A 21529-nucleotide genomic window follows, 5' to 3' on the forward strand; every position below is an offset into this window, starting at 1 on the left:
ATGATGCCTAGATGTCCCTTGGCCGCGGGCAAGAATGAGCATGTCCCATGCTGTGGCCATCGAAGAATGGGCATGTTCCGTGGAGTGGTCAGCGAAGAGTGGACATGTCCGGCCTTGGCCGCGTGCGACGGGCATGATGTCTAGATGTCCCTTGGTCGAAGGCAAGAATGAGCATGTCCCATGCTGTGGCCATCGAAGAATGGGCATGTTCCGTGGAGTGGTCAGCGAAGAGTGGACATGTCCGGCCTTGGCCGCGTGCGACGGGCATGATGCCTAGATGTCCCTTGGTCGGGGGCAAGAATGGGCATGTCCCTCGTCGGAGGGTGCGGGCCATCGAAGAATGGGCATGTCCCTCGTCGGACGGTGCGGCAAGGAAAGCTAGGCGCGGACTGACCTCTGGCACAGGCCGATGAAGCCGCCCAGCTGCTCCAGACCTTCGGGGTGGGCGGGGAGGTAGTTGGTCAGTTCGGGCGCGCGGACGATCACGGCACGCCATTGGCCGCGGGACACCGCCACATTGATCCGGTTCCGCGAGAGCAGGAACTCCATACCCCGCGGAGCCTCGGCCACCGCAGAACATGCCATAGACACAATCACGACCGCGGCCTCCTGTCCCTGGAACTTATCCACGGTCCCCACCCGCACGCCGGAGAGATTCGCGGCGTCCAGCGCATCGCGGATGACGTTGACCTGTGCGTTGTAGGCAGCCACCACCAGGATGTCGGCCGCCTCCAATGGCCGGGCTCCGTCTGCGGTGTGCCAGGAAAGGCCCAAATGGCGGCGCACCTGCCCGACGACCTCGGCAGCCTCCTCGGCCGACGACGTCGTGTTCCCGCTGTGCGGCACCATCACCGTCTCAATCCCCGCGGGCACACCCTCCAGACGGCGCAGATCCGCGGGCGGGGCGGAACGTAACCGGCCTTCGTAGGACAACTCCGAGACGGCCAGGCACAGCTCTGAGTTCATCCGCCACGAGTCGGCCAAGAAGTAGCCAAGCTCGGGCGGCAGCGTGGCGTGGCCTTCGGAAATCCAGCCCAGGGCAGACTCGTCGACCGGCTCGGGGTGCCTGCCCTGGCTGACCTGCGGCAGCTGCTGCGGGTCGCCGAGCAAGAGCAGCCGGCTGCTGGCCTGGGCCACGGCAAGGGTGTTGGCCAGCGAGAACTGGCCGGCCTCGTCAATCACCAAGAGGTTCAGGGAGCCAGCCGGGACGGTGGCGCCGGTCATGGTCCACGCCGTGCCACCGACGAGGGCGCCTCCAGGCGCACCCAACAGCTCCGCAACGTCCTTGCCGGTGCGCCGGGCCCACGGCAGGGCGTCGTTGTGCTTCACGTCTTTTGCCACCAGCGCCGGGTCGACCCCGGCCTTCGTGACGGCGGTCTTCAGCAGGTTCTCCACCACCGCATGCGACTGGCCGACGACGCCGACTTTCCAGCCACGGGCCACGAGCCGGGCGATGACGTGGGACCCCACATGGGTCTTGCCCGTTCCGGGCGGACCCTGCACCGCCAGGTAGGAGTGGTCAAGGGCCAGCACGGCCGCCGTGATGGCTTCAATGAAGCGGTCCGGTCCGGCACCAGGCTGCGGCAGTGAAGCTCCGGCGGCCAGCCTCGGCGGCTGACGCCGGACGAGGTCAAGCGCAGGATGGCGGGGGAGGGAACCGGACCCCAGGCCGGCGACCACCGTGTCAGCGAGGGCTGCCAGTGCTTGCTCGAGGCTCTTGGTCGCGAGGGGCTGGTCTTCCGTCAGCGCAATGGGGAGGTCATTGTAGGGCGGTATCTTCCGGTGCAGCCGGTCCCGGATGATGACGGTGTCCTTGCCGTCCTCACGCCCCAGCTCCAGGACCTCCGTGCCGAACCATCCGCTCCGCCCGGTTCCGTTCTTGCCGGTACCCTCCAGCCCGGCGGGAAGAGGCAGCTCGTACATGCGGAACCACTTGCTGCCCTCGCGGAGGTCCGACCCGGGACTCACGGAGCCGGTCAGCTTGACCCGCCGCTCCGGAAGTTTGGTCCCCGTCTGTTGCCAGTCGTCGAGGAGTTCCGCGGATTCGACGAGGAAAACGTTCCGGTCCCGTTCGTGCGTGTCCGGACCGTGCTCACACCGGTCGAAGTGCGACCACCAGAACGACTTGCGCTCCCGGCGGTGGTAGCTCACGGCCGCGGCCAGCATGGCGACGGCCTTACCGTCGTCCTCGGACAAGCCGCTGCCCGGCTCAGCAAATTCCATCAGTGCCAGCTCAGCCGGGGCCAGCGCGGCATCGGCTCGTGCCGAGCCGTCGTCGTCGGGGCCGTCCTCTAAGCCCGCCTCCGCGCCGGACGCTAAGCCCGCCTCCGCACCGGACGCCGCGCCCGCCTCCGCGCCGTGCTGCTCCAGCCGGCGTTCCTTGGCCAGCCCGAGCAGCCAATTCCGGAGCTCCAGCGTGGAGAGGCAGTCGTATTCGTTGTAGTCGGAGATCCCGGCGAGGATTTTGGCCGCCTCGTCGGGCCGCTCATTGTCTCTCGCGTCGCAGAACCGTGCATAGGCAATCACGGAGGCGCCGGCATCCTTCACTTCGCCAGTTCGAAGGTTCGCCCCCATGTAGAGCGGCTCGAGCTTCTTGATGCTGTAGGAGTTCTCGGAGATCCTGATGCTGTTCCGGACCGTTTGGTACAGGTCCACCAGCAGGCCTTCGCGGAGCCACTCGTCCACGATGTCCTCCCCGGCAACGTGCATCACCGAGAGTTTTCGAAGCGCCGTTTTTTCATACGGTGCGTAGTGGTAGACGTGCATGTCCGGGTGGTCCCGCCGGCGTTTCTCGACATAGTCAAGGAAATCGAGGAACGCCTGCTTCTCCGCCTCCCGGCTGTGGGCCCAGAATGGCCGGAAAATCCCCGGACTGCCGGGCTCGGTGGGCGCCTCAATCACACCGAACAGGTACTCGAGCCCCCACACTCCCGTGGTGCGGTCCTGCCACAGCGGATCGCCTTCGAAGTCGAAGAAGATATCGCCCCGGCTCGGTGGGGGCAGCTCGGCCAGGGTGTTCCCGGGCAGGACGCCGTAGCGGATGGTGTGCTCTTCGCCGTCCTTGCGGTAGCAGACTTCGCCGTCGGCAGGGCCAACGCCGCTCTGCATCCGCGCCTGTTCCTGCAGGCGCAGGAGCGTAGGGGTGGGCTTGGTGAGGGTCGCTTGCGCCAGGTCAGTGACTGAACTAATCCCACGTTCGTGGAGGTTCTTGCGCTGCACGGAGTTCATCCGGGCCACGAGGAGGAGATCGTCGGTGGCTTTGACTTGCTCCTGGCAGTAATCGCAGCGGCCACAGGCGGTGAGCCCGGGCGCGCCCCAGCCCACTGTTCCCGGCTGTGCGATGTGCGTGGCGGTCAGCGCGAGGAAACGCTCGCGGCGCTCGCGGAAAACCGGCAGGATCTCGGAGAGTTTGTGGTGGCTTCGCACGTAGTCGAATCCGCCGCCGGGCAGCTGCACCGTCGAGCCGAGGACGAGTGTCACCGCCGGGTCCACCGGGATCCCGGCCTTCAGCAGCTGGTCGCCGTAGGCGGCCAGCTGGAGCAGGGCCGTCACCTTTGCGTGGCGGGCGAGTTTGGTGTCGAACACGGCGTAGCTGCCGTCGGACTGCCGCACGAGGAAGTCGGAGCGGCCGTGGAACTGGCCGTCGAAGAAGGCGGCCTGGAAGACGACGTCGGCTCCCTCACGCAGCGCGCCAATGGACTCGGCGTGCTTGGCCGCCAGCGTGGCACGGTCCATGGCCTCGGCCGGGACGACGTCGTACACGCCGTGCCCGGTGGCCGGATCCCAGTGGCCAAACTCCGCCACGAAACCGCCGAGGACCTTGCGCTCGTGGAGGTCACCCAACACCGCTGCATGCTTGAGCATCTCGTCGTCTTCGAACGTAGCCCTGGGGGACCGGCCCAGCTTCTCGTCGAGTTTGCGCAGCAGCTGATACTCGCAACTCGCTGCCACCACGAGGTCGCTCGCGGAGTAGACCAGATCCGGTGATGAGCCCGGTACCTCTGGTTCAAGAAAAAACACTGTGCCCCCGTTGCTGGTGCCCCGTTGTTGGTGCCTCCGCTATTCAAGCTATCAAAGCCCTCTGACAGTCAAACACGGGACAGGAACCAGGCAATGCCCCTCTGGTTCCTGTCGCAGGACCGGCGTAGGGTCTGAGGACTATGACCGAACAGCAACCGTATGAGCTGGTCCAGCGCTACGCGCACTTCGAGCTGCGCCGCTATCCCGCGTACGCTGTGGCGGAAATAGAGGTCAAAGCGACCTTCGACCGCGCCGGGAATGCTGCCTTCCGGCACCTGTTCAACTACATCAGCGGCAGCAACACGGCGCAACGGAAGCTGGCGATGACGGCCCCGGTGATCCAGGGGCCCGGGCCGTCGCAAAAGCTGGCGATGACCGCGCCGGTATTGCAAAGCGGCCCGCTGCCGGGAAGCGCAGAGCCCGCTGATTTCATCGTGGCCTTTGTGCTCCCCGCTGGGGTGACGGCGGAGACGGCGCCGGTCCCGGCGAACCCAGACGTTAGAGTCCGGGCCCAGCCAGGTTCCCTGGCAGCCGCCCTTCGGTTCTCCGGCAGCGGGTCGGAGGCGGCCTTTGTACGGCGAAACGATGGCCTCCAGGAGGCACTGAAGCTAGCCGGGCTGAAGCCTGTGGGGCCGCCACGATTCGCCCGTTTTGATCCGCCGTTCAAGCCGTGGTTCCTGCGCCGCAACGAGGTTGTTCAGGACGTGCAGGAGCCCTTTACTCCTCCGGGCGAGCCCGGCCGCTGACCGGGGTAAGGCAAAATGGTTTGGTGACCCAACACCCGCAGCGCCCCGCCTCACCCGCCTCGCCCGCCTCCGGCCCGTCCGCGAAGACCGGCTCACCACAGACCGGCACGCCGCACACCCAGGAGTCCGGCATCGCCGCCCAGATCGCCGGCGAGCTCGGCGTTCTGCCGTGGCAGGTCAAGGCCGCCGTGGATCTGCTCGACGCCGGGTCCACCGTGCCCTTCATCGCCCGCTACCGGAAGGAAGCGACCGGCACCCTGGACGATACCCAGCTCCGCGAGCTGGAGGAGCGGCTGCGCTACCTGCGCGAGCTTGAGGACCGCCGCCGGAGTATCCTCGAGGCGATTGCCGCCCAGGGCGCGCTGACCCCGGAACTGCAGGCCGCCGTCGTCGGCGCCGACACGAAATCGCGGCTGGAGGACATCTACCTCCCGTTCAAAACCAAGCGGCGCACCAAGGCGCAGATCGCCCGCGAAGCCGGACTGGAGCCGCTCGCCGACGCCCTGCTCAAGCGCCCCGAACTGGACCCGGAGCGCGAGGCGGCCAAGTACCTCAACGCCGAACACTCGATCGGGGACCCGGCCGCGGCGCTCGCCGGTGCCCGCTCCATCCTGGTGGAACGCGTAGCGCAGGACGCCGACCTGGCCGCCACGCTCCGGGAACGGCTGTGGACCCAGGGCCGGATGGTGTCCCGGGTGAAGAAAGGCAAGGAATCCGAGGGCCAGAAATTCAAGGACTACTTCGAGTTCTCCCAGCAGCCGGCCGGAATGCCCTCGCACCGTGTCCTGGCGCTGCTGCGCGGAGAAAAGGACGGCGCGCTGGAGCTGGACCTCGCCGAGGCTGATCCGAACGACGACGCCGCCCTCACCGCCGCCCGCGGCCGGTACGAGGCGGCCGTCGCCAGGTTCCTCGGGGTTGCCGACCGCGGCCGGCCCGCCGATGCCTGGCTGCTGCAGACCGCGCAGCTGGCCTGGCGCTCGCGCGTCCTGGCGCGGCTGACGGCAGACCTGCGCAGCCGGATGTTCGCCGCCGCCGAGGACGAGGCCGTGCGTGTGTTCGCCGCGAACCTGCGCGATGTGCTGCTCGCCGCGCCGGCGGGGAACCGCGCCACCCTGGGCCTGGACCCGGGACTGCGCACCGGCGTCAAGGTCGCCGTGGTGGATGGCACCGGCAAGGTGGTCGCGACGGACACCGTCTACCCGCACGCCCCGGCCCGGAAATGGGACGAGGCGCTGCGGACCCTCGTGGGCCTCGCCACGAAGCACGGGGTCGAACTCGTCGCGATCGGCAACGGCACCGCGTCGAGGGAGACGGACAAGCTCGCCGCCGAACTGCTCAAGCAGCTCTCCTCCGGGCCGGAAAACAAGCCGCAGAAAATTGTGGTGTCCGAGGCCGGGGCGTCGGTGTATTCGGCGTCGGCGCTCGCCGCGGCGGAGCTGCCCGGCATGGATGTGTCCCTGCGCGGCGCCGTCTCGATCGCCCGGCGGCTGCAGGACCCGCTCGCGGAGCTGGTGAAGATTGAGCCGAAGTCGATCGGCGTCGGACAGTACCAGCACGACGTCACGGCCGCGAAGCTGGACCGCAGCCTGGACGCGGTGGTCGAGGACTGCGTGAACGCGGTGGGCGTGGACGTCAACACCGCCTCGCCCGCACTGTTGAGCCGGGTGGCCGGGGTCGGGCCGCTGCTGAGCGAGAACATTGTGGCGTACCGGAACGAGCACGGGCCCTTCGCCAAGCGCAGCGAGCTGAAGAAGGTCCCGCGGCTGGGCGCCAAGGCGTTTGAGCAGTGCGCAGGCTTCCTGCGGATCACCGGGGGAGCGGAGCCGCTGGACGTCTCCAGCGTGCATCCGGAGGCCTACCCCGTGGCCCGGAAAATCAAGGCGACTGCCGGTAAAGCGCCTGCTGCGGGAAGCTTTGCGGCGCTGAATCCGCAGGACTTCGTGGACGGCTCCTTCGGCCTGCCCACCGTGCAGGACATCATCGCCGAGCTCGAGAAGCCCGGCCGTGACCCGCGTCCGGCCTTCGCGGCGGCAGCGTTTTCTGAAGGCATCGAGAAGATCTCGGACCTCAGGCCCGGCATGGTGCTGGAGGGAACGGTGACCAACGTGGCCGCGTTCGGCGCGTTCGTCGACGTCGGGGTGCACCAGGACGGGCTTGTGCACGTCTCGGCCCTGGCCAACCGCTTTGTCTCCGATCCCCGTGAAGTGGTGAAGTCCGGGCAGGTGGTCCGGGTCAAGGTGCTGGAGGCGGATCCGGAGCGGAAGCGCATCTCGCTCACCCTCAGGCTCGACGACGAACCGGCCTCCGGCGGTCGTGCGGCGGGCGGCCGCAGTGCCGGAGATCGCCCGGCCGGCGGTCGTGCGGACTCGCGGCCGGAACGTCCGCGGCAGCCGGCGGCGCAGGCGCAGTCGACCCAGTCGTCGACCCAGCCGTCGAATCAACCGTCCGGAAGGCAGCCGTCCGGGAAACCGGCAGCCGACCGGCGGACGCCGGGCAGGCAACCGCAGAAGCCGGCCCCCACGCCGTCGCCGGTCAACACCGCGATGGCCGAGGCACTCCGGAAGGCCGGCCTGGGCAAGTAGCGCCCGGTGCGGCTGCCGCACCACCGTTCGTCGCGGATTCCCTACCGCTTGGCGCATAAGTAGTACGTTTGCTGACGATCTGCACCATGATTGCCGGAGGCAACGGCCCTCTACCGGAAGCTCGGTCAGAGGCCCTGGCAGAGGGCCGTTTCCGCAATGTGCTGGACACCGATGTCCGTTGACGAGCAGGGGAGTACTTATGGGTTGGCTGGACCGCGAACGAACCATCGCCCCGCCGGGATTTAACCGGTGGCTCGTCCCCCCGGCAGCCCTCGCGGTGCACCTGTGCATCGGCCAGGCCTACGCGACGAGCGTCTACAAGACCGCGCTGGTGAAGCACTTCGGCGCGAGCCTGACCGAGATCGGCGTGATCTTCTCCGTTGCGATCGTGATGCTGGGCCTCTCGGCCGCCATCATGGGCACCTGGGTGGACAGGAACGGGCCCCGCAAGGCGATGTTCACCTCCGCCGCGTTCTGGGCGAGCGGCTTCCTGATCGGCTCCCTGGGCATCTTCAGCCACCAGCTCTGGCTCGTCTACCTCGGCTACGGCGTCGTCGGCGGCATCGGACTGGGGATCGGTTACATCTCCCCGGTCTCCACCCTGATCAAATGGTTCCCGGACCGGCCCGGACTGGCCACGGGCATGGCGATCATGGGGTTCGGCGGCGGCGCCCTGATCGCCAGCCCGGTCTCCACGGCCCTGCTGAAAATGTACGATCCCAACTCCGGGGCCAAGGGCTGGGTGGCCAGTGGTGAGTCGGTGGGCAAGCTCTTCCTGACCCTCGCCGTCGTCTATCTGGCCTACATGATGTTCGGCGCGTTCACCATCAGAGTTCCGGCCGAGGGCTGGAAACCGGCAGGTTTCGACCCCGCAAAGGTCAAGGCCGCCTCGCTGGTCACCACGGACAACGTCTCCGCCCGGAACGCGGTCAAGACCAGGCAGTTCTGGCTCGTCTGGATCGCCCTGTTCTGCAATGTCACGGCAGGGATCGGCATCCTTGAGCAGGCCGCTCCGATGATCCAGGACTTCTTCCGCCAGCCCGACGGCACGTCCCTGGCCAGCGCCGCAGTGGCCGCGGGCTTCGTGGGGCTGCTCTCGATCGGCAACATGTCCGGCCGCTTTGCCTGGTCCGCCACCTCCGATGTCACAGGCCGCAAGCGCATCTACATGGTCTACCTCGGCGTCGGCGCCGTGCTCTACACCGTGCTGGCGCTGGCCGGCTCTACGTCCACCGTCCTCTACGTGGCCCTCGCGTTCGTCATCATCTCCTTCTACGGCGGCGGGTTCGCGACGGCCCCCGCCTACCTGCGCGACCTCTTCGGCACGTTCCAGGTCGGAGCCATCCACGGCCGGCTCCTGACGGCCTGGTCCGCGGCGGGCATCGCCGGGCCGCTGATCGTCAACGCTTTCCTGGACGCGCAGGGCAAGCCCGGCGCGCTCAACGCCGCGTCCTACCAGCCAGCCTTGCTGACCATGGTGGGGCTGCTGGTGATCGGTTTCGTGGCGAACCTCTTGGTCACGCCGGTGGACGCACGATTCCACGAACCACGTCCTGGCCGCGTCCGGGCCGAAGAACCTGCCTTGGAGGGCTGAAATGAGTACTGCACAGAGTTCGGTCACACCGTCCACCGGGAGGTTGGTCATCGCTTGGGGGCTTGTCGGCGTGCCGCTCGCGTATGGCGTCTATGAGACCCTCACCCGCGTGGCGGCCCTGTTTGGCTGACACCGTGGTGGCAGAAGTCTTCGGTGATAGTTCGCGCGCGGTGAGTGTGCCGTTCACACGCCCGGAGGCGTTCACCACCCGCCCCACGCTGCAGGGCACGTTCGGGATGAGCGCGTCCACGCATTGGCTTGCGACGGCGGCGGCCCAGTCCGTGTTGGAGCGCGGCGGGAACGCCTTCGACGCCGCGGTGGCGGGAGCGTTCGTGCTCCACGTGGTGGAACCGCACCTCAACGGGCCCGGCGGAGACATGACCGGGATCTTCGTCACCGCGGACCGGCCGGAGCAGCCCATAGTCCTGATGGGGCAGGGCCCTGCGCCGGCCGGGGCCACCGTGCAGCACTACGTGGCCGAAGGCCTGGACCTCGTTCCGGGATCGGGTGCCCTGGCCGCCGCGGTGCCTGCCGCCGTCGACGCCTGGCTCCTGCTGCTGCGTGACCACGGGACGTGGGAGCTGGACGCGGTCCTGGACTTCGCGATCGGCTACGCGCGGGACGGGCACCCGATGCTCGGCCGGGTCGGAACCACCATCGCGGCCGTGTCCGCGCTGTTCGAGGCGCACTGGCCCACGTCCGCTGAGCTGTGGATGCCGGGCGGCCGAATCCCGGTTGAGGGCGAGCTGGTGTGGAACCCGGCCTATGCCCGCACCCTGGAACGGCTCGTGCAGGCCGGAGTTAGGGAATCCACCCGCGAGGCGGGAATTGATGCGGCCCGCCGCGAGTGGCGGGAGGGGTTCGTGGCCCGCGCCATGGTGGAGTCGGTTCAGTCCCCGCACCGGCATTCCTCGGGCACGGATCACCGCGGAGTGCTCGCCCTGGACGATCTCGCGGGATTCGAGGCCGGGTATGAGGCGGCCGCCACTGTGGAGTTCCGGGGCCACACGATCGCCAAGACCGGGCCGTGGGGTCAGGGGCCGGCGCTGCTGCAGACCCTGGCCATCCTGTCCGGCTTCGAGGACCGGTTCCTTGATCCGTCCACCGAGCTCGGGGCGCACACCGTACTGGAAGCGCAGAAGCTCGCGCTCGCGGACCGGGAGGCGTACTACGGCGACACGGACGTGCCGCTCGATTACCTCTTGTCGGAGGACTACTGTGCCGGCCGCCGCGCGTTGATCACGGAACGGGCCTCCCACGACTTCCGGCCTGGCACCGTGCCCGGGCTGGCGCCGTACATGCCGCCACTGCGCACCAATTACACGCCGCCGGCGCTCGCGGGCCATGCCTCCGCGGCCGGACTCGGCGTCGGCGAGCCCACCGTGACACCCGCGGGGGTGACCCGCGGCGATACCTGCCATATCGACGTCGTGGACCGCTGGGGCAACATGGTCTCCGCGACTCCGTCCGGCGGCTGGCTGCAGTCCTCCCCGGCGATCCCGGAGCTGGGCTTCTGCCTGGGCACCCGGCTGCAGATGACCTGGCTGGAGCCCGGGACGCCGTCCACGCTGACGCCCGGCAAACGCCCGCGCACCACCTTGACGCCCACGCTCGTGCTGCGGGACGGCCACGCCGTGACCGCGCTGGGGTCGCCCGGCGGCGACCAGCAGGACCAGTGGCAGCTGCCGTACCTGCTGCGGACCATCGTGGGCGGGTACTCGCCGCAGCAGGCCATCGACGCACCGACGTTCCATACGACGTCGGTGCCCGGGTCCTTCTGGCCGCGCACCTGGGAGCCCGGTGGCGCCGTCGTCGAGGACCGGCTCGGTGAGGACGTCATCGCGGGGCTCGAATGCCGCGGGCATGTGGTCAGCCGGGCTGGTGACTGGGCGCTGGGGCGGTTGTCCGCCGTCGTGCGGGATCCTGAGACCGGGGTCCTGCAGGCTGCCGCGAATCCGCGCGGTGCGCAGGGGTACGCCGCGGGCCGGTAGCGGTTGGCGGTGCGTAGCGGTGGAGCTGAGGAATGCTCGCGTCCTAGCCGGAAGCCTTGAGCCGGTCCATGAAGCGGAGCGACTCGGCAACTATCTGCTGCTGCGCCTCGTTGCGGCTGATGCCCGGCTCGCCGTCCCCGGGCTGCCCACCGTAGTCACCGAAGAACGCGTGCACGCCGCCCACAACCGTTGCGTAGGTGGTGGTTGGCGGGAGCAGGGACCTCGACGCCGCGATCTTGTCCGGGGTGCTCAGGCCATCGTTTGAGCCGGAGATGGAGAGCACCGAGAGGCCCTGCGCGTCCGCCATGTTCTCTGCGGGGTACGAAGCAAAGAGCAGCAGCCCGGAGACGTCGTGATTCGACGCCGCGAAGGATGATGCGCTCACGCCGCCCAACGAATGACCACCGACGGCCCAGGATGCGATTTCGGGATGCCGGTCCATGGCTGCACGGGCCTGGTTGGTGTCCAGCAGGGAGACGCCAAGGGGTGGTTTCAGGATGACGACTAGATGACCCGCGTCCGCGAGCGGCTGCAGCAGCTCCTGATAGGCGTGCGCGTCGACCCTGGCGCCGGGGTAGAAGACGAGACCCGTGGTGGCTTCGCCCGCCGGGGCAAGGGTGATTGAAGTTGCGTCTTCTGCAGCCTTTGGCCCGGCTGGCGCGGTCGCGGTGGGTCCATTGGCCGGGACCGTATTCTCCCGGTCGGGTTGGTGGGGGAACGGGCTAAGCCACATCAGCGCCGCCACGAAACCGAGGACCGTGAGCCTGCCTGCGATCCCGCGGACCAACTGCCAGGTGGAAATGTCACCGCTACGCTGCTGTTTGCCGCCGAACCACCAGCGTCTGACCAGAATCAGCGCCCAAAGTATCCCCAGTGCGACGGCGGCCACCAGGAGAGTTGGCAGGGCGGGGTGGCCGCCGAGGACGGCCGGGTTGCTGAGCAGCATCCAGAGCGGGACCACTATCAGGGCGGCCGCCGCGAGAGCGCCGCTCCCGTTCAGGATCGAGGACTTCCAGGAAGTGGGGTTGGGCCCTGTGGGGCCGGGGGTTTCGGTGTGGTTCGCAGGACGAAAAGGCTGGCCTTCCTTCACGGTTTGATGATATCCCCCGGCAGCGGAACCCAAAGGGGTCCGGGCGCGACAAAACCCCGTCACCGGCTCGATCAGCGGCCGCTGCGCCCCGCCCACAGCCCGTGCAGCAGCGGAAGGACCGACGCGATCATCAGGACATTGCCGAGCACCATGTCATCCGCGCGGACCACGGAGCCGGAAACCAGCAGGGCGCCGAAGATCAGCGCCGATGCCGATCGCTGCGCCGTGCGGTCAAGCCGTCCCAGCTGCCGCTCAAGGCGCGGATTTGCTACCGACAGTGAACCGTCCTCGAGTCGGGTTAGCAGCCCATCAAGACGTTTCGGCAGACCCAGCGCCATCCCGGCGGCATCGAGCGCCTGCTGGGCAACGTCCTGCACGATGTTGCCGCGCTCGTCGCGCAGCAGCTGCGCCGCATAGGGTTCGACCGAGTCCCACAGATTGAACCGGGCGTCCAGCGAGCTGCACACACCCGACGTCAGTGACATCGCCCGGATAATGAGCAGGAAGTTCTCCGGCATCTGGAACGGCAACGAGCGGACCACGTCACCGAACTCCACCGCAAAATCACGGAACTCCCGGGGGTCAACCTCGCGAAGCTCGGCGAAGCCCATCCCGCCAAAGCGGGCAAAGAGGTGCGTCATCGCCCGCTCAAGCTCGACCGTGTCGGCTGAGGGCACCAACACCCCCACGTCGCTGATCGCGGTCATCAACCCCTTGCCGTCACGCGCAGCGGCAGCGATGAGCAGCTTCCGCAGACCGCTGCGTGTGCTCGCCGGAACCTCGCCCATCATGCCGAAGTCGATGAATGTCAGCTTCCATGGGTGCTCCGTGGATGGATCGGCAACCGGCGTGACAAAGATGTTCCCCGGGTGCGGGTCGGCATGAAAAAAGCCGCTCGTAAAAATCTGGTCGAACATGACCGAGGCAAAAACAGGGGCGACCTGGGCCGGATCGATGCCCGCCGCCAGCAGTGCCTCCGAGTCCGTGATCTTGATCGCCGTGACGTCTTCGAGGGTGAGCACGCGGCGGGTGCTCCGTTCCCAGACGACGTCGGGCACCTCCACCCGGCCGTCGTCGGCGAAATCGGCGGCGAACCGCCCCGAATTCGCCGCCTCATTCAGGTAGTCGATCTCCTCAAGACTGGTCTGCGCAAACTCCTCGACCAGGGCGGGCATGTCGGCACGATCGGACACCAGGCGCACGTGGCTGAGCCAGCCGCCCACTTTGCGCAGTGCCGCCAGGTCGACGTCGACAATGGCCTTGATGCCCGGCCGCTGCACCTTCAGCACCACCCGGTCGAGCCCGGTGTCGGCGGCGTCGCCCGGGCCAAGCCTCGCCCGGTGCGCCTGCCCGAGGGACGCTGCTGCGATCGGTGTCTCCTCGACCGAGGCGAACAACTGCTCCAGCGGCGCGCCCAGCTCAGCTTCGGCGAGGGCGCGGATCGCGGGGAACGAAACCGGAGGCACCTCGTCCTGCAGCCCCTCGAGTTCCTTGGTGATCTCGGGCGGCAGCACGTCGAGCCTGGAGGACAGGAACTGTCCGACTTTGATCATGAGGCCGCCGAGGTCCACCGCCAGCGCATGGAAGCGTTGAGCGAAGCGCCGCATCCTCTTCGCCCTGGTGCGCTCGGCAATCCGCACCAGCCCGATGCGGGGGAGGAACAGCTCGAACCACCAGGTCACCGCGAGATGCCATGCGGCGAAGCGCAGGATTCGGCGGTAACGGGCCCGGTGGCCCCGGGTGCCGGGTCCCGGAGCTGCCCGGTCCCGGCGAACCGACATCACCCCGGTCAGCCCTGGGCGAGGATCGCGTACAGCCGGCGGCGCGCGTCATCGAGCACCGCCACGGCTTCCTGCACCTGCTCCGGCGTGCCGGTGCGTCCCACCTGGGAGGCGGCCTGCGCGAGCTCGACGCCCGCCTTGGGCAGCGCCGCGAATCCCGAGCCCGACGCCGGACCCGTCGACTCCCAGGGCGCTGACGTACCGGCACCCGCCATCTCCTCGCGGCCTGCGTCCGTCAGGGAATAGATCTTGCGTCCGTTGGATTCCTCAGCACGGATAAGGCCCTCGTCGGCCAGCAGCTGAAGGGTCGGATAGACGGAGCCAGCACTGGGCTTCCAGGTGCCGCCGCTGCGCTCCTCGATTTCACGAATAATCTGATAGCCGTGCATCGGCCGCTCGGCGAGCAGTGCCAGCACAGCCGAGCGCACCTCGCCACGCCCCGCCCGGGAACCCGAGCGCTTCTCGAACCTCGAACGCAACTCCTCTACGGCCTGCCACATGCCGTCGACATTGTTGCCGCGAAATCCGCCTGCCGGGTAAGAACTGCGCATCATGCTCTCCTCATGGACAACCGTGAACGATATACAACGATAGCCAACGATACACGCGCAGATTTGCGAAACCAAGAGCGCCGGCGATCCACATCTTGCATCGTGATCCGACAGCCGTCAGCGTTCTTTTTTGCGGTTTCCCGGGCCTGCTGAGCGGGCTCACGGCGCTTACTTGCATGCTGCCAGGCCAGTCCTGCCTGAGTGCCCAAAATAAATCCACCGAACCATACGCTTTTCCTACTTCAGGATTGGTCGCCACGGTCGATCTGGAGATTTCGCGAAGTGCAAATCACTAGCGCCGTTGAGCGCGGCGGCCGGCCTTTTGTCCTCGGAGCATTGCTGAGTATTCCCCCAACGCCTAACCCGGCACGACGATGGCCGTTGAGTACTCAACCCAATCCTCCCTCCGGCCCTCCCGAAAAAGGCGATCGGCAATCCGCTGACACTCCTGCAAGTCGCTCCAGGGGCTCCACTGATTCAGCATTGTGGTCAAAGGCCCATGTGGTTCAGAACGACTCCAACTTATGTCTGTAACTCGGAATCGCTGATTACTAATCCAGTGGGATACTCGACCCATTTTTCCAACTCGCCGTCCCGGAACAAGCGGGCCGCGACGATCTCACATTCCTGCCAATCGCGACACCATTTAGTGGTTAGAAAGTGGTCAGGCGAGTGGCTTCTGCGTCGTTACCCGTCATCCATTCCGGGCCCAACGACGCTGATCCCGGGTTCCCGAGGAAATCTGTCAGTGCCGCCTCGACAGGTCCGAGGTCGTTAACGAACCGAGAAGGAATGAAGCCCGTCGCATCACCCATCGGCACATCCACCGATTCATCCTTCGCTTGTCCGGGCCGCAACAACACCGCCCAGGAACTCTCCTGGTTAGCATCAGCATTCCGGTGACAGACCATCCCCAGCCCAACACCGCCGGCCACCTCAAAACGTGCCGACCCATGCTCAACAGCCAGCCGTCCACGCAACTTCCCGTCCAAGGAATGCAGCGCAGCACCAGCCGCCTCACGTGCCTCCGCGACGGTGCTAAGGCCCCGCCCATCAACAAGCCACTCCGCCTTATTTGTGGTTTCCCGGCTCGGCTTAGCGGGCTGACGGCTCCGCTTATTCGCATGCTGCCAGGCCAGTCCTGCCTGAGTGCCCGAAATAAACCCACCGAACCACGCGATTCCGGCTGGGCCCAACACCAAACAGAGAACGAGGGAAAGCACCAAAACCAACATGGCTAGCCATCGCCAGGGCGGCGAGAAACGCAGCAACCACACACCCACGGCCAGGCCGGCGAGTAGTGCCACGACCTCCTGTGACACGTGGTCCTGAGGTCCTACCAGGATCACCGCGACCGTTGCGCTCAATAACACGCCACTAAGGATCAGAGCATTCCTTACCGGATGCTCAGCTTTTCTTCCCACAACAACCAACCCTTTCTAGGCCTGTTTTGCTCACCATCCGAGTGCGCTCTGGAGTTGGTCGCCACCGAAGCCGACAGTGCCACCTCCCAAGGCGCCTCCCCACAGTCCCACGGTATTCGTCTGGTTGTAGTTAAACATGCCGTTCACAGTCCGAGGCGCAAAGTACGGCATCTGCCTTAGCGTGCTAACGCCTGTCTGGTTGAACGCCGGTATGCGCCCCACAGGTATCGCGGCAGCACCCGCTCCAAACAGGCCTGTTGCCCCGGCCTTCGCGGGGTCAATGGGATCCCCGGCGACGACGTTCTCCAGCATCGAACCTGTTCCCGCACCAACGCCACTGATGGCCATCGTTCCGGCCTTGGCAACCACGCCGGTCGACGACAATGACATCCCTCTGGCGAGGCTGCCGCCGGCCGGCCCCGCGAGGCCGCCTACGGCACCGGCGAAGCCACCACCAGCGATCTTGCCCGCAAAGTCCCAGCCGTTATTGATGCGCCCGCCTTTCTGATAAAGGTAGCTCGCGGCACTTGCACCCGCACCGACGACCCCGTTGGCGCCAGCACTTACTCCGAGCGCTGCTGCAGCCTGTCCGGCCGGCGCACCCGCGAGGACGCCCCTAGTCCACATGGCCGCGCCGCCACCTGCAGCACCGGTAGCCGCGCCTATCGCGGTGTTGCCGAGGACCGACCACCAGTCGACCGAACCCTTCTGCGATTTCTGGGAAAAGACCGAGAGGCCACCCGAGCTCAATGCCCCGGCGATAGCTCCTGCCGCGATGATGTTGAGCCCCGGCACGAACAATGCAGCAACGCCAGCGGCCACGGCGAGTCCCGCAACGACGTACTCCCAGTGGCTCCCGGCCGATTTGTCGTAGGCCTTCAGCTCGTCATCAGTGAGCGGACGCAGCCCGGTGGGGTCGGTGGTGTTGAGGGGGTTATTGCCGGCGTAGGCGTAGGGGTTGCCGTCCCAGCCCGCGCCGAGGACGGGGGAGAGAGGATCGGTGGAGAGGAAACCTCGAGTAGCGGGGTCGTACGCACGTGCCCCGAGCCACTCCAGGCCAGCGATGTCCAGGCCGCCGTTGCCGGTCAGAGTGATCCCGGCGGGCAGCACACCGGCCAGCCGGGACACCGAACCCAAACCAGCGGCACCACCAACGGCAGTGCCACCCGGACCCGGGCCAGGGACTGCCGGCGCGCCGATGACGGCCCAGGGGTCGGACTGGTCGGTGGGGCGGGCGGCCCGCCAGCCCGGCGCGATCCAGGCGTCCTCGATACCGGTGACACCACCAGGCAACGAAAGGACCTGTTCACCGCCGAAGCCGGCCAGGGTGGGGATGGGGGTGGCGGTGTCCCACCACAGCTCCGACCCATCAACGGCGGCGAGCTCGCCGAGGGCGTCCACCCACAGCTCATGCCGGGAGGTTTCCATGCCGTCGGGCGTGCGGTCGGCAACGCTCTTCAGCTGCCCGCTCTGACCCCACGAGTACTCGGTCCAGGACCCGTCCGGGTGGATGAGCCGGGTGCGGCGGCCCAGGCCGTCATGAACATACTCAGTCCGTGAATCGTCAGCGTCCGTGACGGCGAGGAGCTGTCCAGCGGCGTCGTACTCATAGACCCGGGAGCCACCCGGCGTGGATTCCCGGATAAGGCGCCCGCCGGCGTCGTACATCCACTCGGAGACCAGAGAGGGAAGCCCCGGCTCCCCGTTCCGGGTGGTGGCTTCCGAGACCATTTGGCCGGCCCCGTCATACCCGTACTGGGTCACAGTACCGGCGCGGGTCAGGGCCGTGATCCGGCCGTCCTCGTCCCGGCCGATCAGGGTGACATCGGTCGAGAGCGGGTCAGAACGGTCCGTGCGGCTGTGCTCGGACAGGCTCCCGTAGCGGTAGGCCCATTCCTGGACCAGGTTCCCGGCAGCGGCTGCGGTGATACGCCCCGACGCGTCGTGGGAGAACACGGCCTCCCCGAGCCGGGGGTTGCTGACAGCGGTCACCCGGCCCGCGGCATCCCGGACATAAGTGGTGGTGGTTCCGTGCGCGTCGGTGAAACCGGTGCGGTTCCCGTCGGCGTCGTACTTCCACGACATTCCCCGGCCGCCGCGGGTGCGGGACGCCAGCCGCCCGCAGCGGTCATACGCGAGCTCATGCTCGACGGCCAGCCCGTCAGCGCCCGTGTAATCGGTAATGATTACGCGGCGGCGGATCAGGTCGCGTTCGACGCCGGCAATGAGCTTCCCGTCGAACGAGGTGGAGGATTCCCGGCCGGCCCGGTCATACGTCCAGGTTGTGGTGTGTCCGTCCGGGTCGGTCTGGGACAGTTGCCGCCCGGCGGGATCGTAGATGGCGGTGCTCATCCGCCCGAGCGGATCGGTGACGGAATCAACCTGGTCCGTGGCCGTGTAGGTGCGGGTGGTCACCCCGCCCAGGGGATCGGTGATCCGGACCAGGCGCCCGCGGACGTCGTACTCGAACCGGGTCCGGCCGCCCACGCCGTTGACGGTCTCGGTCAGTTCCCCGGCGGTGTTGTATTTGAACCGGCGCGTGCCGTACCAGGAGTCCTGGCTGAACGTCAGCCGCCCGGCCTTGTCGTAGCCGTACCGGGAAACGCCCTGGCCGGGGGTGCGGCGCAGCACAAGCCGTCCGCACGGGTCGTACTCGAAGGTCTCGACCTCGCCCGTGGGCAGCGTCCGGGAAGTGACGCGCTGATCGGCGTCGTAGGCCAGTTCCGTGATCGCGCCGAGCGGGTCCGTGGTTTTCCAAGGCCGCCCGCACACGTCGTACTCGTACCGGGTAACGGCACCGCTGGGGGAGGTGATCGACGTGATCTTCCCGGCCACGTCCCGGCCCAGGACCGTCAGGCCGCCGTCGCCGTCGACGAGCTCCACCGGGTTGCCCGCCGCGTCATAGGAGATGAGCTCCGCGGAGCCGTCCACCCCCTGGACCTGCCTGGGGCGCCCGTACTCGTCAAAGCTGTACGTCGAGGATGAGAACGCGTCCGTCAGCGTCGCCGTCCCGGCCTTGCGGTCCGCGGTCGCGTCTGTGCGGACCCCGGTGGGGTCGACGACGGCGGTCAGGGCGCCGATCTTGTCGTACTCCCGTACCCAGTCATGGCCGGCGGGGTCCGTGATCCCGACCAGCCGGGAAAGCGTGTCATGGACAAAGCCCCAGCGGGCACCGTCGGGCAGCATCGCGGCGGTGACGTTGCCGAGCTCATCGAAGACCCGCTCAATGGCCCGGCCCAAAGGATCGATTGTCCGGACCAGTTCACCGTTGACGGCGTATTCGAGTTCGGTCCGCCCGCCGTCCGGGGCGACGAACGCCGTCGTCCGCCCCGCCGAATCGTGTTCGAAGGCCCAGACGGCGCCGTCCGGATCCTCGCGCCGCACCAGCAGGCCCGCGGCGTCGTAGCTGAAACGGGTCTCAGCGCCCGACGGGCTGATGGCCGTGACCGGGCGGCCCGCATGGTCACGGACGATCCTTGCGATGTCCCCTACAGCGTTCCGGGTCGCGACCAGGTCCCCGAACCCGTCGTACTCAAAGCCGACCGTCACTCCGGCCGGGTCCACTACTTGGGCCAGTTGCCCGTTCCGCCACTGAAGCTCGGTGCGCCCGCCCAGCGGGTCCAGGATCGCCGAGGGATCCCGCGACACCTCATCGGCATACTCATACGAGACGACCGACCCGGACTCCGTCACCAGCGTGGTGATGCGGTCTTGCTCATCCCAGCCGTAGGTGAGGTCCGCGCCTTCCGGGGTCACGGTCCGGGTCTTCCGGCCCCGCCCGTCGTAGGCGTGCACCGTGACCGTCCCGTCGCGCTCCGTGAACGACACCAGATTTCCGTGGCCGTCATACGCCATGGACTGACGCTGGTCATGGGAATCAAGCACCCCGACCAGGCGGCCCTTCGCATCGGCGATCCACGAGTTTGAGCGGGTACCGTCCTCATCCGAAACCACCGTGACCCGGCCCGGCAGATACGCGAACCTGGTCCGGCGCCCATGCTGGGAGGTCTGCAGGACAACCCTGCCGTGTTCGTCGTAGGTGTTCTCTGCCTCGAGAACGCCCGCAGCCGAGACCACGGCCTCGATCAGGCCCTGCTCATTCCACCGGTAGGTGCGCGTCCCCAGCCCGGTCTCCACACGCGTCAGCCTGCCAGCGGCGTCGTACGCGTACTCCACCCGGCGCCCGTCCGAGGCCCTCACCACGGCAACAAGCCCGTCCACGTACTCGACGTCGAGGAAACGGCCCCGCACATGCGCCAGCCGGGTCACCAGTCCGGCACTGCCGGCGTCAGCTGGACCTTCCCGGAGAACGGACGCCGTCCGGCCAGGCCCGGACCCGGCACCGAGCCACACGCCGGCCAGGCTGTAAGCCCACCACGCGCCCTGGTTGTCCCGGACCACCAGGGCCTCCGACGTGCCCTCCGGAAGGGAACCCAGCTCCGCCAAGTCAGCTGTTATTGCGGGCTCCCGGGTGAGCCAGTAATTCTCTCCCACACCCCTGCCCCAGCCGGTGCCCTCCCGGGGGAAGTCCACGGCCCGGCCGTCGGCCATCACCCACCGGCAGCCCTCATCCGAGACCGCGAGGTACTGATCCAGAACCGAGGCCCACCCAGGACCAAACACCCCGGGCATCTCCAAACCTGACGCCAGCGAGTTGTACATCCGAGACAGCACCACGTTTGAGGCAATCCCGGCGAACCCCAGATCCGTTTCCGGCTCGATGAAGTTTCCCGTTGAGGTGTTCACGGGATCATTGGCGTACCCGCTGGTCGGCATCGCACCGGCCGCCGTGGGCGGATCAATCGCCAACGAGGACCGGGTCGCACTCACCCCCGCCGCAGCGAGCGCCTCGTTCACCGCCGCGTCTGAAACACTCGACACGGCCCCCTCGCCGCCGGCGGCGGCAAATGCATCCGCAACCGTCACCGCCCATTTCGCGTCGTTCTCGTTCGCCTGCAAGTACCGCCGGTATGCGGTGATCACTCCGGACGCGTCTATTGAACCCCAGTAGCAAGCAGACGCGAACGAGGACATTTGCCCGTGCAACGAGCCCGGCTCGGCCGCCAAACCGTCGTCCAGGCCCCGCGACCCTGCCGCGAAGGACCGCAGATCAGCCGGCCGCGCCGAGGACGTCCCGCCTCCATACCCGCCACCGGGCGCCGGGGTTTCCCGTGAGCCCAGGGCCGCCGAGGCCGGAGCAAACGACGGGGCCGGACCCGGATCCGCGTTCGGCCGCTCCGACTCACCAAAAAACCAGTCCCTGGCCTGTTCGAAGCCGTTCCGGTCGTTGTGCTCCCGGACCCACTCGTTGTTCCGCCGGCGCCGATCATCCTCATCACGCCCGGCCTCGATCATCTGCCCCACATAGCCGGCGACCGTCCGCAATGCTGAGGCCAGGGCCTCCGCGTCCCCCGCAGCCGTTACTGCGTTCGCCGCGAACAGGTCCGAGAAGTGGCCCTGGAAGTCCGTCTTCGCCGCGGAAACATACGAAGCCCGCGACCCCGCCTGCCCCTCAACCCGCGACGCCGCCGATTCAAATACCGACTGCACCGCCTCGGCCACGGCATAACTGAACCGGCCGCCATGAGAAGCATCCGACGCCGGCAACAGCGGCACCTCAACGAAATCGGTCACAACCAAAGCCCCCCACAGAACAAGAACTGGAACAGAAAGACAAACCACCAAACGTGCATCGGCCAGGTAACCGCCCACTCACCAGAGCGGCGCGACTACCTGGCCCTCACGCAATC

General features: G+C 67.6%; 11 protein-coding genes. 5 read left to right on the plus strand and 6 right to left on the minus strand.

Going from position 1 to position 21529, the window contains the following annotated elements; all coding sequences use genetic code 11:
- Positions 1 to 378: 378 nt before the first annotated feature.
- Complete coding sequence (locus AC1DGD_RS13685; RefSeq protein ID WP_476857136.1) at positions 379 to 4020, minus strand: TM0106 family RecB-like putative nuclease; 3642 nt, start codon at positions 4018 to 4020, stop codon at positions 379 to 381.
- 140 nt (positions 4021 to 4160) lie between these two features.
- Here AC1DGD_RS13685 and AC1DGD_RS13690 point away from each other — a divergent pair, with 140 nt between their 5' ends.
- The 5 genes from AC1DGD_RS13690 (at position 4161) to AC1DGD_RS13710 (ending at position 10933) form a co-directional block, all read left to right on the plus strand.
- Entirely contained in the window at positions 4161 to 4766 is a 606-nt protein-coding gene (locus AC1DGD_RS13690) for an SOUL family heme-binding protein (RefSeq protein ID WP_476857137.1), read from the plus strand.
- A gap of 23 nt (positions 4767 to 4789) precedes the next feature.
- The gene (locus tag AC1DGD_RS13695) at positions 4790 to 7348 is read left to right on the plus strand and encodes a helix-hairpin-helix domain-containing protein (protein ID WP_476857138.1); all 2559 of its coding nucleotides are present in this window, start codon (positions 4790 to 4792) and stop codon (positions 7346 to 7348) included.
- Positions 7349 to 7547: 199 nt separating this feature from the next.
- Entirely contained in the window at positions 7548 to 8942 is a 1395-nt protein-coding gene (locus AC1DGD_RS13700) for an OFA family MFS transporter (RefSeq protein ID WP_223915547.1), read from the plus strand.
- A gap of 1 nt (position 8943) precedes the next feature.
- Positions 8944 to 9072, plus strand: a complete 129-nt coding sequence (locus AC1DGD_RS13705; RefSeq protein ID WP_263407449.1) for an MFS transporter small subunit — start codon at positions 8944 to 8946, stop codon at positions 9070 to 9072.
- Positions 9073 to 9178: 106 nt separating this feature from the next.
- Positions 9179 to 10933 (plus strand): gamma-glutamyltransferase family protein, encoded by a 1755-nt coding sequence (locus AC1DGD_RS13710; protein ID WP_476857149.1) that lies wholly within the window; start codon positions 9179 to 9181, stop codon positions 10931 to 10933.
- A 43-nt stretch (positions 10934 to 10976) separates the two neighbouring features.
- On the opposite strand, the gene AC1DGD_RS13715 is transcribed toward AC1DGD_RS13710, so the two are convergent.
- The 5 genes from AC1DGD_RS13715 to AC1DGD_RS13735 form a co-directional block, all read right to left on the minus strand.
- Complete coding sequence (locus tag AC1DGD_RS13715) at positions 10977 to 12023, minus strand: alpha/beta hydrolase (RefSeq protein WP_476857139.1); 1047 nt, start codon at positions 12021 to 12023, stop codon at positions 10977 to 10979.
- Between the two features lie 71 nt (positions 12024 to 12094).
- Positions 12095 to 13804: an ABC1 kinase family protein gene (locus AC1DGD_RS13720; RefSeq protein ID WP_476857150.1), complete on the minus strand. Its 1710-nt coding sequence runs from the start codon at positions 13802 to 13804 to the stop codon at positions 12095 to 12097.
- 8 nt (positions 13805 to 13812) lie between these two features.
- Positions 13813 to 14355 (minus strand): PadR family transcriptional regulator, encoded by a 543-nt coding sequence (locus tag AC1DGD_RS13725; RefSeq protein WP_223915556.1) that lies wholly within the window; start codon positions 14353 to 14355, stop codon positions 13813 to 13815.
- Positions 14356 to 15008: 653 nt separating this feature from the next.
- Positions 15009 to 15728: a hypothetical protein gene (locus AC1DGD_RS13730; RefSeq protein ID WP_476857140.1), complete on the minus strand. Its 720-nt coding sequence runs from the start codon at positions 15726 to 15728 to the stop codon at positions 15009 to 15011.
- A gap of 81 nt (positions 15729 to 15809) precedes the next feature.
- Positions 15810 to 21413, minus strand: coding sequence for a DUF6531 domain-containing protein (locus tag AC1DGD_RS13735; protein ID WP_476857141.1), 5604 nt, complete (start codon positions 21411 to 21413; stop codon positions 15810 to 15812).
- Positions 21414 to 21529 lie beyond the last annotated feature (116 nt).

The organism is Arthrobacter sp. 05T45 (assembly GCF_056395875.1).

Bases quoted from the DNA above. Each gene is read 5' to 3' on its own strand.
- AC1DGD_RS13710 (WP_476857149.1), top strand. From the start codon at position 9,179: ATGAGCGCGTCCACGCATTGGCTTGCGACGGCGGCGGCCCAGTCCGTG.
- AC1DGD_RS13725 (WP_223915556.1), bottom strand. From the start codon at position 14,355: ATGCGCAGTTCTTACCCGGCAGGCGGATTTCGCGGCAACAATGTCGAC.
- AC1DGD_RS13705 (WP_263407449.1), top strand. From the start codon at position 8,944: ATGAGTACTGCACAGAGTTCGGTCACACCGTCCACCGGGAGGTTGGTC.
- AC1DGD_RS13720 (WP_476857150.1), bottom strand. From the start codon at position 13,804: ATGTCGGTTCGCCGGGACCGGGCAGCTCCGGGACCCGGCACCCGGGGC.
- AC1DGD_RS13690 (WP_476857137.1), top strand. From the start codon at position 4,161: ATGACCGAACAGCAACCGTATGAGCTGGTCCAGCGCTACGCGCACTTC.
- AC1DGD_RS13700 (WP_223915547.1), top strand. From the start codon at position 7,548: ATGGGTTGGCTGGACCGCGAACGAACCATCGCCCCGCCGGGATTTAAC.